This is a genomic window from Amycolatopsis sp. NPDC004368 (assembly GCF_053602515.1).
Window position 1 is genome coordinate 341,878 of sequence record NZ_JBSGDT010000002.1, and the last position, 15,153, is coordinate 357,030.

Annotated in this window: 15 protein-coding genes; 7 read left to right on the plus strand and 8 right to left on the minus strand. The window is 70.0% G+C overall.

Features of this window, described 5'->3' with window-relative positions; translation table 11 throughout:
• Window positions 1–57 precede the first annotated feature (57 nt).
• Complete coding sequence (sepH, locus tag ACWEOE_RS05160) at window positions 58–909, plus strand: septation protein SepH (RefSeq protein WP_452004156.1); 852 nt, start codon at window positions 58–60, stop codon at window positions 907–909.
• Here sepH and ACWEOE_RS05165 read toward each other — a convergent pair.
• The 4 genes from ACWEOE_RS05165 to ACWEOE_RS05180 form a co-directional block, all read right to left on the minus strand.
• On the minus strand, window positions 906–1,259 hold the full coding sequence (locus ACWEOE_RS05165) for an MmcQ/YjbR family DNA-binding protein (RefSeq protein ID WP_452004159.1): 354 nt from the start codon (window positions 1,257–1,259) through the stop codon (window positions 906–908). The two genes, sepH and ACWEOE_RS05165, sit on opposite strands and share 4 nt — an antisense overlap.
• 18 nt (window positions 1,260–1,277) lie before the next feature.
• Window positions 1,278–1,874 carry a DUF2537 domain-containing protein gene (locus ACWEOE_RS05170; protein WP_452004162.1) on the minus strand — a complete coding sequence of 199 codons (597 nt, stop codon included), beginning with the start codon at window positions 1,872–1,874 and terminating at the stop codon, window positions 1,278–1,280.
• A 139-nt stretch (window positions 1,875–2,013) separates the two neighbouring features.
• A complete protein-coding gene (locus ACWEOE_RS05175; protein WP_452004164.1) occupies window positions 2,014–2,226 on the minus strand; it encodes a hypothetical protein in 213 nt (70 codons plus the stop codon).
• A gap of 243 nt (window positions 2,227–2,469) precedes the next feature.
• Complete coding sequence (locus ACWEOE_RS05180) at window positions 2,470–3,273, minus strand: TrmH family RNA methyltransferase (protein WP_452004167.1); 804 nt, start codon at window positions 3,271–3,273, stop codon at window positions 2,470–2,472.
• A 227-nt stretch (window positions 3,274–3,500) separates the two neighbouring features.
• Here ACWEOE_RS05180 and ACWEOE_RS05185 point away from each other — a divergent pair, with 227 nt between their 5' ends.
• From ACWEOE_RS05185 to ACWEOE_RS05205, 5 genes are all read left to right on the plus strand, one after another.
• Window positions 3,501–5,000, plus strand: a complete 1,500-nt coding sequence (locus ACWEOE_RS05185; RefSeq protein WP_452004169.1) for a glutamate-cysteine ligase family protein — start codon at window positions 3,501–3,503, stop codon at window positions 4,998–5,000.
• A 74-nt stretch (window positions 5,001–5,074) separates the two neighbouring features.
• A complete protein-coding gene (locus tag ACWEOE_RS05190; protein ID WP_452004172.1) occupies window positions 5,075–5,692 on the plus strand; it encodes a TetR/AcrR family transcriptional regulator in 618 nt (205 codons plus the stop codon).
• A 66-nt stretch (window positions 5,693–5,758) separates the two neighbouring features.
• Window positions 5,759–6,427 (plus strand): biliverdin-producing heme oxygenase, encoded by a 669-nt coding sequence (locus ACWEOE_RS05195; protein ID WP_452004174.1) that lies wholly within the window; start codon window positions 5,759–5,761, stop codon window positions 6,425–6,427.
• Window positions 6,428–6,634: 207 nt separating this feature from the next.
• Window positions 6,635–7,255: a superoxide dismutase gene (locus ACWEOE_RS05200; RefSeq protein ID WP_452004177.1), complete on the plus strand. Its 621-nt coding sequence runs from the start codon at window positions 6,635–6,637 to the stop codon at window positions 7,253–7,255.
• Between the two features lie 105 nt (window positions 7,256–7,360).
• On the plus strand, window positions 7,361–8,173 hold the full coding sequence (locus ACWEOE_RS05205) for an arylamine N-acetyltransferase family protein (RefSeq protein WP_452004180.1): 813 nt from the start codon (window positions 7,361–7,363) through the stop codon (window positions 8,171–8,173).
• A 253-nt stretch (window positions 8,174–8,426) separates the two neighbouring features.
• On the opposite strand, the gene ACWEOE_RS05210 is transcribed toward ACWEOE_RS05205, so the two are convergent.
• The 3 genes from ACWEOE_RS05210 to ACWEOE_RS05220 form a co-directional block, all read right to left on the minus strand.
• On the minus strand, window positions 8,427–9,686 hold the full coding sequence (locus tag ACWEOE_RS05210; RefSeq protein ID WP_452004589.1) for an MFS transporter: 1,260 nt from the start codon (window positions 9,684–9,686) through the stop codon (window positions 8,427–8,429).
• A gap of 260 nt (window positions 9,687–9,946) precedes the next feature.
• A complete protein-coding gene (locus ACWEOE_RS05215) occupies window positions 9,947–10,378 on the minus strand; it encodes a MarR family winged helix-turn-helix transcriptional regulator (RefSeq protein ID WP_452004182.1) in 432 nt (143 codons plus the stop codon).
• 132 nt (window positions 10,379–10,510) lie between these two features.
• Window positions 10,511–11,977 (minus strand): NCS2 family permease, encoded by a 1,467-nt coding sequence (locus tag ACWEOE_RS05220; RefSeq protein WP_452004185.1) that lies wholly within the window; start codon window positions 11,975–11,977, stop codon window positions 10,511–10,513.
• Between the two features lie 164 nt (window positions 11,978–12,141).
• Here ACWEOE_RS05220 and ACWEOE_RS05225 point away from each other — a divergent pair, with 164 nt between their 5' ends.
• A complete protein-coding gene (locus ACWEOE_RS05225) occupies window positions 12,142–12,369 on the plus strand; it encodes a DUF2530 domain-containing protein (RefSeq protein ID WP_364049950.1) in 228 nt (75 codons plus the stop codon).
• 6 nt (window positions 12,370–12,375) lie between these two features.
• Here the strand turns inward: ACWEOE_RS05225 and ACWEOE_RS05230 are convergent, their stop codons facing one another.
• The gene (locus ACWEOE_RS05230; protein WP_452004593.1) at window positions 12,376–15,141 is read right to left on the minus strand and encodes a sacsin N-terminal ATP-binding-like domain-containing protein; all 2,766 of its coding nucleotides are present in this window, start codon (window positions 15,139–15,141) and stop codon (window positions 12,376–12,378) included.
• Between the last annotated feature and the right edge of the window lie 12 nt (window positions 15,142–15,153).

Consider the following 15,153-nt stretch of genomic DNA (forward strand, 5'->3'; position numbering starts at 1 on the left):
GCCGACGCGCCGTTCTAACGTGAGCACCCACAAAGGTGAAGATCGGGGAGGCGAGAAATGCGGGCGCTACGGGTGGTCGGGCTGCACGAGGACGGGAAGTCCATCGTGCTCGAGGACCCGGCGAGCCGTACCCGCTTCCTGCTCCCGGCCGATGAAACACTGCGAGCGGCCGCGAGGGGGGACATCGCCCGGCTGGGCCAGATCCAGATCGAGTTGGAGAGCCAGATGCGGCCACGCGAGATCCAGGCGCGAATCCGTGCCGGCGAGTCCGTCGAACAGGTCGCGAGCAGCGCCGGGGTCTCGGCGCAGCGCGTGGAGAGATTCGCCTACCCGGTGCTGCTGGAGCGCTCGCGCACGGCCGAGCTCGCCCAGAGCGCCCATCCCGTCCGCGAAGACGGCCCCGACGTGCAGACGCTCGGTGAAGTGATCGCGTATGCGTTCGGCGTGCGCGGCCACGACTACGCCCAGGCCCGCTGGGACTCCTGGCGCGGCGACGACGGCAAGTGGGTCGTCGTGCTGCAGTGGAAGGCCGGCCGCTCCGACAACCGCGCCCACTGGTCGTTCTCGCCCGGCGCCCACGGCGGCACGGTGCACGCCCTCGACGAGAACGCCGAGGTGCTGCTCAACCCCAACGCCTACCGGCCGCCGCGCACGGTCCGCGCCCTCGACCCGGCTCGCGAATCCGTCGTGCAGCCCACGCTCGACTCGGCCGAGGACGAGCGGCTCGCCATCGAGGCCCCGGCCGACCCGCACGAAGAGGACGACGACACCCGCGAGATCCCGCGTGTCCCGTCCGACGACGAGGCCGCCGACGATGACGACCAGCCCCGCGCGAAGCCGAAGAAAAACCACCCCATCGTGCCTTCGTGGGAAGACGTGCTGCTCGGCGTGCGCTCCCAGCGCGGCTAGTCGACGAGCACCGCCAGCGACTTCGGCGCCACCAGCCGGTAGGCGTCCCGCACGATGTGCTCGACCTCGGTCCAGTCGACGTCCACGTCGAGCCGCACACCGAGCCAGCCGCGGTGCCCGACGTAGGGCGGGCGGAAGAAGCGGTCCGGCTCGGTGCGCACGAGGTCCTCCTGCGCACCCGGCGGGGCCGGGCACCAGAACGCCAGGCGGCCGTCGTCGTGGTGGTGGTCGGCGAACGTCACGAACGTCTTCTTGCCGCGCACGAACCACGTCGGCTCGCCGTGGCTGAGCCGTTCGGTGGCCTCGGGCAGCGCCAGGCACACCCGCCGAAGCCGCCCGAGTGCGTCCATCGACCGAGTATCGGCCGGTCAGAGCACGATCGCCAGCACTCCCAGCCACGCGGCGACGATCCCGACGGCCGCGCCGTACACCGCCCAGCGCACGATCGGTAGCCGACGCCCGAGCCACAGCGAAGGCCCGATCCCGGCGGTCACCACCACCGACGCCAGCAGCGCGATCCACCCGCTCGTCTCGCGCGCGAGGGTGCCGGCCAGCGCCAGCATCGCCACGGTCACGAGCACCGCGGCGAACCCCGACACCGTCAGCCCGGTCAGCCAGGGAGTGGGCTCGTTGCCCGGGCCCGGCATTCCGCGCCGCCTCGCCACCACTCGCGCGGGCGGCTCGATCACCGTCTCGACGCCCGACACCGGATCCACGAACCGCACCGTCGTCCCCATCACCGTCGCGAGCCGCCCGGCCAATTGGCGGCCCCGCTGCGACACGACCGACGAGGCGACCTCGGCTTCGCCCCCCGCCCGCGACACCGCGGACGCCACGCGAGCCCACTCGTGCAACGCCTGCGCCAGATCGGCTCCGATCGCCAGCCGCCGCGGGTCGACCTCGCGCGCGTGCTCGCCACCCGGGCCGGCGAGCACCGCGCGCTCGCCCCGGATCCGCAGCTCCACTGATGTCCTCTCGCCGGGCATCCCACCTGCAGGTGCCCACCGCCGGGCGCGGTCACACCTGCCGGCAGCAGCGTAAGCCCGGCGAGGTCCCCGCAGGGCACGCACCCGGCGGGGAAAGCGATCACGATCCGAAAACCGGTTACAGCGCCAGGTCGAGCAGTGCCTCGACCGGCACCGGGGTGGCGTTCACCTCGGCCATCTTCTGCTCGTGCTCCGCGTCGATCGGGTGCGTCGACTCGGCGAACACGGCCTTGGCGGCCTCGTCGTCGGCGCAATCCACGGCATGGATCAACGACGGCCCGTCGGAAGTGTCGACGAGCACCGCCCGCTCGTGCCGCACGCCCGCGTCCACGAAGGTCGCCTTGATCTCGTCCGCTCACTCGTCGGCCACGGCCGGCCACGAGCGAGCAGGTCCACCTTCTCCGGCTCCACCCGGCTCGCGTCGATGTTGATCATGCGCCGAAAGTAGCCGCCTCACCCCGGCCGGACCAGATCTGCCGCCCCGCGAGGGCCGGACGGGCGGACATCGTGGCCCGATCGGCGCCGGGGGCTGTGATTGACCGCGCGGAATGGGTACCCAAGAAAGGTGAGCACCTCAGCGCGTGGCGGCGACCTCGTGGAAAGCGACCGCGGCCGCGGTGGCGACGTTCAGCGAGTCGACACCCGGCACCATCTCGATGCGCACGGCCAGATCCGCGGCCGTGATCGCTTCGTCGGTGAGCCCCGGGCCCTCGGCGCCCAGCATCAGCGCGACCCGGTCGCCGACCTTGTCACGCAGTCCGCGGAGCGGAACGGAATTCGGCCGAGGTGTGAGCGCCGCCACGGTGAAACCGCTCTCCCGCAAGAGATCCAGGCCGCCGGGCCAGAAACCCAGCGTCGCGAACGGCACGCGCAGCACGTGGCCCATCGACACGCGCACGCTGCGCCGGTAAAGCGGGTCCGAGCACCCCGGCCCGAGCAGCACACCGTCCACACCGAGGGCAGACGCATTGCGGAAGATCGACCCGAGGTTCTCGTGGTCGCCCACCCCTTCGAGCACGGCGAGCACCCGCGCGTCGGCCACGATCCGGGAAAACCCGGGCGGCGCGGGGCGATTGGCCACGGCCAGCACACCGCGGTTGAGGTGGAACCCCACGACTTTCGCCATCGTGTCGGCCGAACTCACGTACGCGGGCGCGTCGATTCCGGACAGGTCGAGGTCACGCACCCGCCGCTCCACGCCCAGCAACGCGCGCACGGGATAACGCGAAGCGAGCATCCGCTCGACCACCACGGTGCCTTCCGCGATCACGAGCCCCCGCCCGCCCGGGCGGTCCGGCCGCCGGTCCGCAGTGGACAAGTCGCGGAAATCGTCGAGCCGGGGATCTTCCGGATCCTCGGTGAAGATCAGTTCAGCCACACCGCACAGTGTGACATCCGCATGCTGGAACCCGACCCCGGACAAAGCTGGTCCGAACGTCCCGGTGGCTCTGGTACGAATGGGTCATTTTCGCGCACGGTCAACCCCCCGTGACGGAGAGCACCAGTTTGGCCGCTAGCCCGGATGCGCTGCACTGTGCGACGGTGGGCGGCCTGGCAGTCCCCGCCCGGACACCTGCGGACCGCAAGCCTTGGAGCGCGTCAGACATGGGTACCGATCTTTCGGCGAAATCGTTCGACCAGCTGGACCGAGGACGGTACCGCCGCAAGGTCCAGCGCTGCCTCGACACCCTCGCCCGGATGCTCACGGACGGCAGTTTTTCCTTTCCCCGCAAGAACATCGGGCTCGAGGTGGAGCTGAACCTCGTCGATGAGCAACTGCGCCCGTCGATGACCAACACGGCGGTGCTGGAAGCACTCGACGACCCGTCGTTCACCACCGAACTCGGCCAGCACAACCTCGAGCTGAACGTGCCCCCGCGCCCGCTCGCGGGTGATTCCGCATTGCAGCTGGAAGATGATCTGCGCGCATACCTCGGCAAGGCCGCGGACAAGGCGACCGACGCCGGTTCGGCGCTCGCGATGATCGGGATCCTGCCCACGCTGCGGCAAGAACACTTCGACCAGAAATGGCTCACCAACAACGCGCGGTATTCATCGTTGAACGACCAGATCTTCGCCGCGCGTGGCGAGCGAATCGCGCTTTCCATGGACGGCGCCGCACTTGCCGGTGAACAGCCGGAAAGGTTGCGCAGTTTCTCGGAATCCATCCTCCCCGAGGCCGCGTGCACGTCGGTCCAGCTGCACTTGCAGGTCGCGCCGGAGGAGTTCGCGGCGCACTGGAACGCCGCGCAGTGCCTCGCCGGCGTGCAGACGGCGCTGGCCGCGAACTCGCCCTTCCTGCTGGGCAAGGCGTTGTGGCACGAGACGCGCATCCCGCTGTTCCAGCAGGCCACCGACACCCGGCCGGAAGAGCTGAAAAACCAAGGCGTTCGGCCGAGAGTGTGGTTCGGCGAGAGGTGGATCACGTCGATCTTCGACTTGTTCGAGGAGAACGTGCGCTATTTCCCGGGGCTCCTGCCGCAGACCGACTCCGAGGACCCGCTGGAGACGCTGGAGTCGGGCCAGGCGCCGAAGCTCACCGAGCTGCGCATGCACAACGGCACGATCTGGCGGTGGAACCGGCCGGTGTACGACGTCGTCGACGGCCTGCCGCACCTGCGCGTGGAGAACCGCGTGCTGCCGGCTGGGCCGACGGTGGTCGACATCGTCGCCAACGCCGCGTTCTTCTACGGCGCCCAGCGCGCGCTCGCCGAGCAGGAACGGCCAGTGTGGACACAGATGTCGTTCCAGGCCGCGGAGGAGAACCTGTACGCGGGCGCGCGCAAGGGTTTCGAAGCGCAACTGTACTGGCCGGGCATCGGTTGGATCCCACCCGACGAGCTGGCGTTGCGCGTGCTGCTGCCCCTGGCCCACGAGGGCCTGCGCCGCTCCGGCGTGTCCGACGAGGCCCGCGTGAAGTACCTCGGCGTGATCGAACGCCGGTGCCTGGCGCGCCGCAGCGGCGCCACCTGGCAGCGCGACTACGTGCTGCGCGCGCAGGACCACGGCGCCGACCGCGAAACGGCGCTCAACCACATGCTGGGCCGCTACCTCGAGCTGTCGGCCACCGGTGAACCCGTGCACACCTGGCCGCTCACCGACTGAGTGGAACCGCTCGCGCGCTCTAAGGTTGCCCTGGGATGGTTGCGTGAGCAGCACTCGGGAGGCAGGGGGCAGCGGTGCCGAAGGTACTCGGCGGTTCGCTCGAAGCGCACCGGCGCGAAGTCCGCGCCCGAGTGTTCGAGGTCCTGCGTGCGCAGCTCTACGAGCGCGGCTTCGACGCGATCACGCTCGCCGGCGTCGCCGCGGAAGCGGGGCTGGGCCGCACCGCGCTGTACAACCACTTCCCGGACAAGGAAAGCCTGCTCGTGGCGTTCGTCGAGGACGAGGCCGCGCGGTACGTCGAGCGGCTGCGCGCCGCCGTGGAAGCCGAGACGGACCCGATCGCGCAGCTGGCCACGTTCGTCCGGCTGCAGCTGCGCGTGCTCGCCGAGCATCACCTGCCACCCGGCGGCGCGCTGGAGTCTGCGCTCGCCCCGGCGGCCTACCGGCGCATCAGCGCCCACGCCGACCCGATCACCGGGCAGCTGCGCGCGGTGCTGCTCGCCGGCGTCGACGCGGGCAGCTGGCCTGCTCAGGACGTGGACGTGGTGGTCGCCATGATCACCGCGGCACTCGGCACGCGGCAGGTGATCGACGTACCCGCCGAGCGCCTCGGCGCGGTGATCGAGGCGGCCGTGCGGTTCGTGCTGCAAGCCGTCGGTTCGAGTGAACTTCCGGATCCACGTCCGATTTAGGGTAGCCTAAGTCCCGATCCTGACCTACCCTCTTTCTGACAGCCTGTCAGATCGAGGGAGGCCTCCATGTCGGTGACCACTGAGCTCGAAGCCCGCCCGTTCTCCGGACAGCTGCGGGAGTCGACCAGGGGCGTGCACGACCGGGCCAACCACTCCGCGTACATGAACGCCCTGCTCGGCGGCGAGCTCTCGCTGGCCGGTTACACGCAGCTCGCGATCCAGTACTACTTCGTCTACCAGGCCATCGAGCACGTCAGCGACGAGATGACCGGCGACGCCGTGGGCCGCGAGTTCGTGTTCGACGAGCTGCGCCGGCTGCCGTCGCTCGAGCGCGATCTCGCGCACCTCGTCGGCCCGGGCTGGCGCACCGAGATCCAGCCCCTCGCCAGCACGCGGGCGTACGTCGCGCGCATCGCCGAGGCGTCGAACTGGGCCGGCGGCTACGTGGCCCACCACTACACGCGCTACCTGGGCGACATCGCGGGCGGCCAGATCATCCGGCGGCTGCTGGAAAAGAACTTCGACCTCGCCGAGGCCGGCTCGCTGTTCTACCACTTCGACGCGATCGGCAGCGCGCCCGCGTTCCGGGACCGCTATCGCGCGAAGCTCGACGCCGCGCCGTGGGACGACGAAGCCCGTACCCGGGTGATCAACGAGACACTCGTGGCTTTCGAACACAACGTCGCCGTGTTCGACGAGCTGGCACTCGACCTGGACCGCTACCGGACCACCTGACGCCCGCGCGATGAGGCTGATCACACGGAGTTGACCTCCAGTTTGGTCGAGGTAGCAGGCTCTGTTTCACACGGTGCCCGGCCGGGTACGCCGTGGCCGGACGAGGTATCCACCCCGTGGACGCCAGAGCGCCCCCGGTCGCCTGGGACCCGGGTGTGCTACTAGGTTCGGTAGTAGGAACTTGTGTCGAAGACAGAAGGAGGGCCAATGGCCCGGTACAACCTGCCCGATCTCGACTACGACTACGGCGCCCTCGCGCCCCACATCTCGGGTCAGATCAACGAGCTGCACCACAGCAAGCACCACGCGACCTACGTCAAGGGCGCGAACGACACGCTCGACAAGCTCGCCGAAGCTCGTGAAGCCGGCGACTTCGGCAACATCGTCGGTCTCGAGACCACGCTGGCCTTCAACCTGGCCGGCCACGCCAACCACGTCGTCTGGTGGAAGATCCTTTCGCCGGAAGGCGGCGACAAGCCGACCGGCGAGCTGGCCGCGGCGATCGACGAGGCGTTCGGCTCCTTCGACAAGTTCAAGGCGCAGTTCACCGCCGTCTCCACCACGATCCAGGGCAACGGCTGGGGCGCGCTGTCCTGGGACCCGATCGGCAAGACGCTGATCACCCAGCAGCTGCGCGACCACCACAACAACCTGATCCTGCCGACCACGCCGATCCTGCTGGTCGACGTGTGGGAGCACGCGTTCTACCTGGACTACAAGAACGTGAAGCCGGACTACGTCAAGGCCCTGTGGAACATCTTCAACTGGGCCGAGATCAGCAAGCGCTTCGACAACGCCGTCGCCGGTGGCAACGGCCTGCTCGGCTGAGCTCGCTGCACCGATTGGTCTGAAAGCGGGGTTCTCCTTCACGGAGGACCCCGTTTTTCGTATTCGGGTTGACCTCGAGTGCACTTCAGGTGTGAGGCTGGGGGCATGGACGTCGACGCCTACCTCGCCCGCCTCGACCTCGCCCTGCCCGCGAAGGCCGACCTCGCGGCGCTGCGGCAGCTGCAGGAGCGCCACCTCGAGCGCGTGCCGTTCGAGAACCTGAGCGTGCACCTCGGTGAGCCCATCGAGCTGACCGTGGACGCGTTGTTCGACAAGATCGTGCGCCGCCGGCGCGGCGGGTTCTGCTACGAGCTCAACGGCCTCTTCGCGGCCTTCCTGCGTGAGCTCGGCTTCGACGCCGAGCTGCGCGGTGCCCAGGTCTTCGGCGATGACGGCGTGCCCGGACCGCCGCTGGACCACGCGGCCGTGGTCGTGGCACTCGAGGGCGAGAAGTGGCTCGTGGACGTCGGCTTCGGCCGCTTCAGCCGGGGTCCGCTGCGGCTGTCGGCCGTCGAGGTGCAGCGCGACCCGGACGGCGAGTTCCTGGTCCTGGACGCCCCGTTCGGCGACGTGGACGTGCTGATGGACGGCAAGCGCGAGTACCGCCTGGAGCAGCGCACGCGGCCGCTCTCGGACTTCGTGCCGATGGCGTGGTGGCAGTCGACGTCGCCCCGCTCGGGGTTCACCGGACGGCTCACGTGCTCGCGGCCGACGTCCCAGGGCCGCGTGACGCTGTCGGGCCACCGCTTGATCGAGACGGTCGACGGCGTGCGCCACGAGGTGCTGCTGACCAGCGATGACGCCGTGCGCACGGCGTACCGCGTGTACTTCGGCATGGAGCTCTCACGGCTGCCGACCCCACCAGGTGAGCACCCCTTGACGGAGGCGGCGGCCGACCCGACCATGAACCCGTCATGAGGGACGCTTTGCCCGCGCGATGAACCCGCTGAATGAACGGAGCCCCGCACCCGGGGTTCCAGGTGCGGGGCTCCGTCCGTTCCCGAACTGACTGCCGCTCCCACCACGAAGCGGACGTGTGTGAGGTTAGCCTAACCTCATACATCCCGGCAAGTCCTCTCTCGTGGAGACCCAGCTCTCACTCGTCCGGGTGGGGGCTTGAAAAACGCGAAGGGCACCTCGGCGAACCGAGATGCCCTTCGAAAACCGCAGGTCAGACGCGTTCGCGCTTGAGCACGCGCAGCCCGTTGCCGAATCGGCGCACCGGCAGGCTCACGCCGCCGCGCCGGATGAGCACCAGCGCGCAGGCCACGGCCGCGATGAGCGAGATCGCGCCGCCGATGTAGAACGGCGAGCGGCCGCCGAACGCGTCGGCCATCCAGCCCGTCATGGGACCGCCGATGGGGTTGCCACCGATGAGCACGAGCACGTAGATCCCCATCACGCGGCCGCGCATCTCGGGCGTGACCGACGTCTGCACCAGGGCGTTGGCGGTGTTGAGGAACGTGATCGTGGCGAAGCCGAGCGGGATGAGGCCGATGCCGAAGGCCAGGTACGTCGGCAGGAACGCCGTGATGAGCTCGAACAGCCCCAGCCCGGCGGCGGCGATCAGCATCGTCCGCACCCGCGGCCGGCTCTTGATCCCGCGGCGGGCCGACATCAGCGCCCCCACGAACGTGCCCACCGCGACGAGCGTGGACAGCAGACCGTAACCGTCGGCCTGGGTGTGGAAGACGTTCGCGGCGACGATCGGCAGCGAGGTGAAGTAGGTGATGCCGAACGTGCTCACGAACAGCACCAGCACCATGACCGTGACCAGGTCGGAGCGACGGAGCACGTACCGCAGGCCTTCGACGAGCTGCCCCTTCGCGCGCGGGATCGCGGGGCCGCGGAAGAGCTTGGCCGGGTTCATCAACGCGAGCCCGGTGACGACCGCGACGGTGCTCACCGCGTTGGCGAGGAACAGCCAGCCGGTGCCGACCCAGGTGATCGCGAACCCGGCGATGGCCGGGCCGACGATGCGGGCCAGGTTGAAGATCGAGGAGTTGAGCGCCACGGCGTTGGCGATCTGGTCGCGACCCACCATCTCGGCGACGAACGACTGGCGCGTCGGCACCTCGATGGCCGAGGTGATGCCGAGCATCATGCACAGCAGGTACACGTGCCAGATCTGCACGACGCCGGTCAGGTCGAGCACGCCCAGCAGCGTCGCCTGCAAGCAGTTGACGCTCTGGATGAGGATCAGCAGCCGCCGCTTGTCGACGCGGTCGGCGAGCACCCCGGCCCACAGCGACAGCAGCAGCGTGGGCGTGAACTGGAACGCCACCGCGATGCCGAGCGCCACCGGGTTGTTGCCGGAGAGCTGGAAGACCAGCCAGTCCTGGGCGATGCGCTGCATCCAGGTGCCGACGTTCGAGATGACCTGGCCGGTGAAGAAGAGCCGGTAGTTGCGCACGCGCAGTGACGAGAACATGCCCTTGCCGCGCTTGGGCTCCGCGGGTCTGTCGGGTTCGTCCGGCACGCGATCGGCGCCGTCGGGCAGGCTCATGGTCCGGGGGGACTTGGTCGCCGGCTTCGTCGCGGCGGTCGATCCGTGGGTCGTTCCGGACGTCGTGCCCGGCTTCGTCCCTGGTGGACCGGACGTGGGCGGGGCGGCCGGCGGTGGCGCCGTGTCCCGGGTAGCAATGGTTTCGGTCGTACGCTCTGCTTCGCTACCCGTGGTCGCCACCGGTGTTAGTTCCCCGCCATCCTGTCGATGATCTCAGCGGCGCGGGAGAGCACTTCGAGCTCTTCCTCGCCGAGTTCGGCCAGTTGCCGATCCAGCCACGCCTCCCGCACCGAAATGGCCTTCTGCACGTAGACCAAACCGCTGTCGGACAGCTCCACGATGGCTTGGCGCCCATCGGTCGGGTGCGGCCGACGCTCGACCAGCCCCATCTCCTCGAGCGCGGCGATCACCCTCGTCATCGAGGGCGGCTGGACGCCTTCCCTGGCGGCCAGCTGACCGGGCGTCAACGGGCCGCACTTGTGCAAGGTGGACAGCGCCGCGGTCTGCGTCAACGTCACGTCGTCGCCCACGCGCTGCGCCCGGAGCCGGCGGTTGAGCCGGACCACCGCGAGACGCAAGCGGCTCGAAAGGGAGCGCTCGTGCGTATCGCCGGACATATAGTTAGCTTACCTCACGAAAATCTCGCCAGAGGGTGAACCCGGACACCCTCCGCGATCACGCTGAGCACCTGCACAACGCAGAACGGCACCACTCGCGTGGTGCCGTTCCCGGTCGATCTTGTGCCCGCGTCAGCTCAGCGCGGCCTGCAGCGGCCCCACGGCGAAGTAGGCCACGAACGCCACCGCGATCACCCACATCAACGGGTGCACCTGGCGGGCCTTGCCCGTCGCGGCGCGGATCACGACGTAGCTCACGAAGCCGGCGCCGATGCCGTTCGCGATGGAGTAGGTGAAGGGCATGACGACGATCGTCAGGAAGGCCGGCAGGGCGATCGAGAAGTCGGTGAAGTCGATCTCCCGGACCTGGCCCATCATCAGCGCGCCCACGACCACGAGCGCAGGCGCCGCCGCCTCGACGGGCACCACCTGGTAGAGCGGCGTGAGGAACATGGCGGCGAGGAACAGCACGCCGGTGACGACGTTGGCGAGGCCGGTGCGCGCACCCTCCGCGATGCCGGAGGCGGACTCCACGAAAACGGTGTTCGAGCTGGCCGAGCCGAAGCCGCCGGCCGCACCCGCGAGGCCCTCGACGAACAGGGCGCGCCCGACGTTCGGCAGCTGCCCGTCCTTGCCGATCACGCCGGCTTCCTTGCCGAGGCCGGTCATGGTGCCCATGGCGTCGAAGAAGTCGGCGAGCACGAGCGTGAACACGAGCAGCACGACGGTGATGATCGGCAGGCGCGTCCAGGCGCCGAAGGACACGTCGCCGACCAGCGAGAGGTCGGGCGCGCCGAGGATGTTCGACGGCAGCGCCGGGTAGCCGAGGTCCCAGCCCTTGGGATTGGTGCCATTGGAGGGCCCCGCCTTCACGATCGCCTCGACGACGATCGCCAGCACGGTCGAGCCCAGCACCCCGATCAGGATCGCGCCCTTGACCTTCTTGGCCACGAGGATCGCGGTGAGCAGCAGGCCGACCACGAACACGGCCGTCGGCCAGGAGGCGACGGAGCCGTTGATGCCGAGGCCGACCGGCACGGTGGTGTGCGCGTCGTCGGGCAGGCGGCGCACGAAGCCGGCGTCGACGAGGCCGATGAGGCAGATGAACAACCCGATGCCGACCGCAATCGCCGACTTGAGTGCCGGCGGCACCGCGCGGAACACGGCCGTGCGGAAACCGGTGAGGACCAGCAGCACGATCACCACACCCTCGATCACCACCAGGCCCATCGCCTCGGGCCAGGTCATCTGCGGCGCGAGCGTGACGGCGAGCAGGCTGTTGAGGCCCAGCCCGGTGGCGATGGCGAACGGGTAGTTGGCGACGAGCCCCATGAGGATCGTCATCACGCCGGCGACCAGTGCCGTGACCGCGGCCACGGCCGGCACGGGCAGGATGTGGCCGAGCACGTCGGCGTGCGCCGAGGGTGTGCCCGCGGCGAAGCTGCCGATGATGAGCGGGTTGAGCACCACGATGTAGGCCATGGTCACGAACGTGACGACACCGCCGCGGATCTCGCGCCCGGTCGTCGAGCCCCGTTCGCTGATCTTGAAGAAACGGTCCAGAGTGGACACGCTCTCCTTCTCGCGCTGGTCGGTCATGGTCTACCCCTGTCCTGCCTGCTGCCGTGGTGCGTTGATGCCGTGGTCAGTCTTCTCATGGCCGGTGCCGTCGTGCCAGGTCCTGCGTCTCGATGTGTCCGAACGACCGGGGTAGCCTTCACCACGTGGATGAACCGATCAATCCCCCGGACGTAACGGGCTCGTTGCGGCACACGCCGGACCTGCCCAAGCGCCTGACCGACCTGACCCCGGTGGTGATCGTAGGTACCTCGCTGTGGGCGGTCGCGCTGGTGGTGCTGTTTTTCGTCACCGACGGCGTGTGGGTGTGGACGGCGTTCGCCGGCATCGTCCTGGGGTTCATCGGCTTCGGCATCATCTTCTGGCAGCGCGCGGCGGCCCGGCGGGGCTCGAAGTCGGCGCAGCGGTTGTAGTTCGCGTCAGTTCAGCAGCGTGTGCGGTGCCGGGTCGTCGAGCAGCGCCGTGATGCGGTAGCGCTCGGCCCAGCGGTCCGTGGCCCAGGCGAAGGCGCGGGCCAGGCCTTCCGAGGTGTCGGCGGCGTGGAGCCGGTTGTCCTCGTCCGACCACCACGGGACGTCGGCGGTGGTGCCGTCGACGGTCACGGTCAGCACGTCGTGCAGGAGCGGGCCGCCTGTCGGCACGGGGAAGCCGAGCTGGTCGGCGACGAGGCGGATCGCGGGCAGGTCGGCCCAGGTGACGTACTCGCCGGTGCTGGTGACCTCGTTCGGGAGCGTGCTCGCGCGCGGCAGGTCGAGCAGGTCGGCGAGGCGTTCGGGGTCTTCGGGCGCGGCGACGATCCGGCCCGCTTCGAGCGCGGACGCCGGCCACGGCACGTCCAGGACCACGGCCTTGTCGGCGTCCTGGGTGCGCGCGTCGGCCGTGCGGACGCGGGCCGGGGCGTCGAGGTCCTCGACGTCCACGGTCGAGCGCACGAGCGCGCGGTGGGCGCGCGCGGCGAGGCCGGGCGTGAGCGTGCGTCCGGGGTCGCCGAGGCGGTCGAGCAGGTCGGTCACGTCTTCGGCCGTCGTGAGGTCGAGCGTGGTCCGGACGCCGGCCGCCTGCAGCAGCTCGGTCGTGAGGCCGAGGTCGGGCACCTCGTCGTAGAGGCCCGCGAGGTCGGCGGCTTCCGGCAGCCGCCAGGAGCCGGGGGCTTCGCCGGCCAGCAGCGCGTAGCGGGCGAGCCACCACCCGGCGTGCCCCTCGGGCACGTGCAGTGCCTGCCAGGTCTCGGGGCTCTTCGCCAGCAGCCGCAGCGCGGCGGGCCACGCGTCGTCGGCGACGAGGTCGAGGTCGCGGATGGCGAGGACGGTCGTCGGTTCTGCCGAGTCCCACCACGCTTCTTCGTCCGGCAGCCCGTGGTCGGGCTCGTGCGGCTCCTCGTCGCGCACCACGGCGAAAGAGTCGAGCACGCCCACCGCTTCGAGCGTCGACTGGGGCCAGTCCTCGGCGAACTCGTCGTCGAGCACCGCGAGAGCACCGTCCTCTTCGAACACTTCCGGGTCGAAGACCTCCAGCAGCGGCGAGGCCGGCAGCACGAGCTCGTCGGCGCGGCGCCACCCGTCGTCGTCCGTGGGCAGGGCGAGCGCGCCGGCCCACTCGGGTGCGTCGTCGCCGCACTCCGCGATCAGCCGCAGGACCGCGCCCGCGAGGTTCATACCGTCCAAACCGGACCGGACGTCTTCCAGACTGCGCTCGACGGCGTAGCGCACCTGCTCGGCTTCGAGCAGCTGGCGGGCGTCGGCATGCTTGGCGCCCAGGCGTTCCAGCAACGGGTGCGCCGCGGCGGGATGCACGAGCCGCAGACCGGGAACGTCCACATCGGACAGTAGTTCGAGCAGCTCGGTGGATCCGTCGAGCAGCAGCGTGCCGCGTGCGCCGGGCAGCGTGCGCCCGTCGGACAGCGGCACGGGCAGCCCGTCGAGCTGCGTGGGCGACACGTCGTGCGCGTCCACCGCGATCGCGAGCGCCGCGTACAGCCGGTGCCACCACCCGGGTTCCCGATCGATCCCGGTGAGCACCTCCAGCACGTCCTCGACCCCGATCGCCTGCGCCGAAACGGGTTTCAGCGTGCGCGCGGCCCCCGCCGGCGCCTGGACGAGCCCGGGCACCAGGTCCGTCAGGAGCGGCGGCAGGCCAGGCACGTCGACGTCCAGCACCTTGACCTGCCGGCCCGACACTTCCTGCTTGTCCAGTGTGGACAACCAAGGTTGTGTTGCCAGCTCCAGGAAAATCTGATCCCGCAGCTGTGCGTCCACTGTGGACCTCGGGAACCCGGCCTGCGGCACCACCACGAACCGGTGCTCCTGCGGCAGCGCCTTCACCAGGCCGACGTATTTCCTCGCCGCGGCGGCCAGCGCTTCGTCCAGCGCCGCGCCCGGCAGAGCCCGTCGCCGCGACGGCTCCAACGGCACGGGTGCGATCAACCTCGCCGGCAACGACAACGCCTCATCCGTCGGCGTCGGCGCGTGCAACACGTCCTCGTCAAGTGGCTGCGGTACACCGTTCCCGTCGATCGGCACGGCCCAACCCTCGTGCGTCAACCACCGCCGGCTCTCCTGCGGTCCGGCGATCTCGACCTGGTCGGTGCCCGTTCGAGTCCACACGCGACCGTCCACATCGACCTCGGCCAGCCACGGCAAGGCCAGCAGCAGGTCGGACACTTCTTCCTTCAGCGCGTCGAGCAGCGCCTTTCCGCTCTCCGGCTCCCGCAACGGCAGCCGCACCTCGGTGTCGAACCCCTCCGGCGGTTTTTCGGGCGACGGCCACGGCAGCCGCAGCACCGGCACGTCCCCGTCCCGCCCGGCCGCCTCCCGCGTCCGCCGGGCGGAGAACTCCACACCGCCGTCTCTCGAAACCACCCGCGGCTCGTCGGACACGGTCAACACCGCGGCAAACCCGACCCCGAACCGCCCCACCGTGCCCAGCTCCTTCGCCGACGCCCGCAACGACGCCAGCGACTCCACCCCGCGCACGTCCAGGGGCGCACCGGTGTTGGCGAACCTCAGCTCACCGTCCACAACGGACACCTTCACCCGGCCACGCTCGCCGGCCGCCAACGCCGCGTCCGCCGCGTTCTGCGCCAGCTCCACGAAGAGCCGGTCCCGGTACGCCCCGACCCTCAGGTCCCGCTCGGCGTTGGTGTCCTCGGTGAACCGCGTGGGCGAGTCCCGCCACGCGCGCAGCATGGCCTCCCGCAG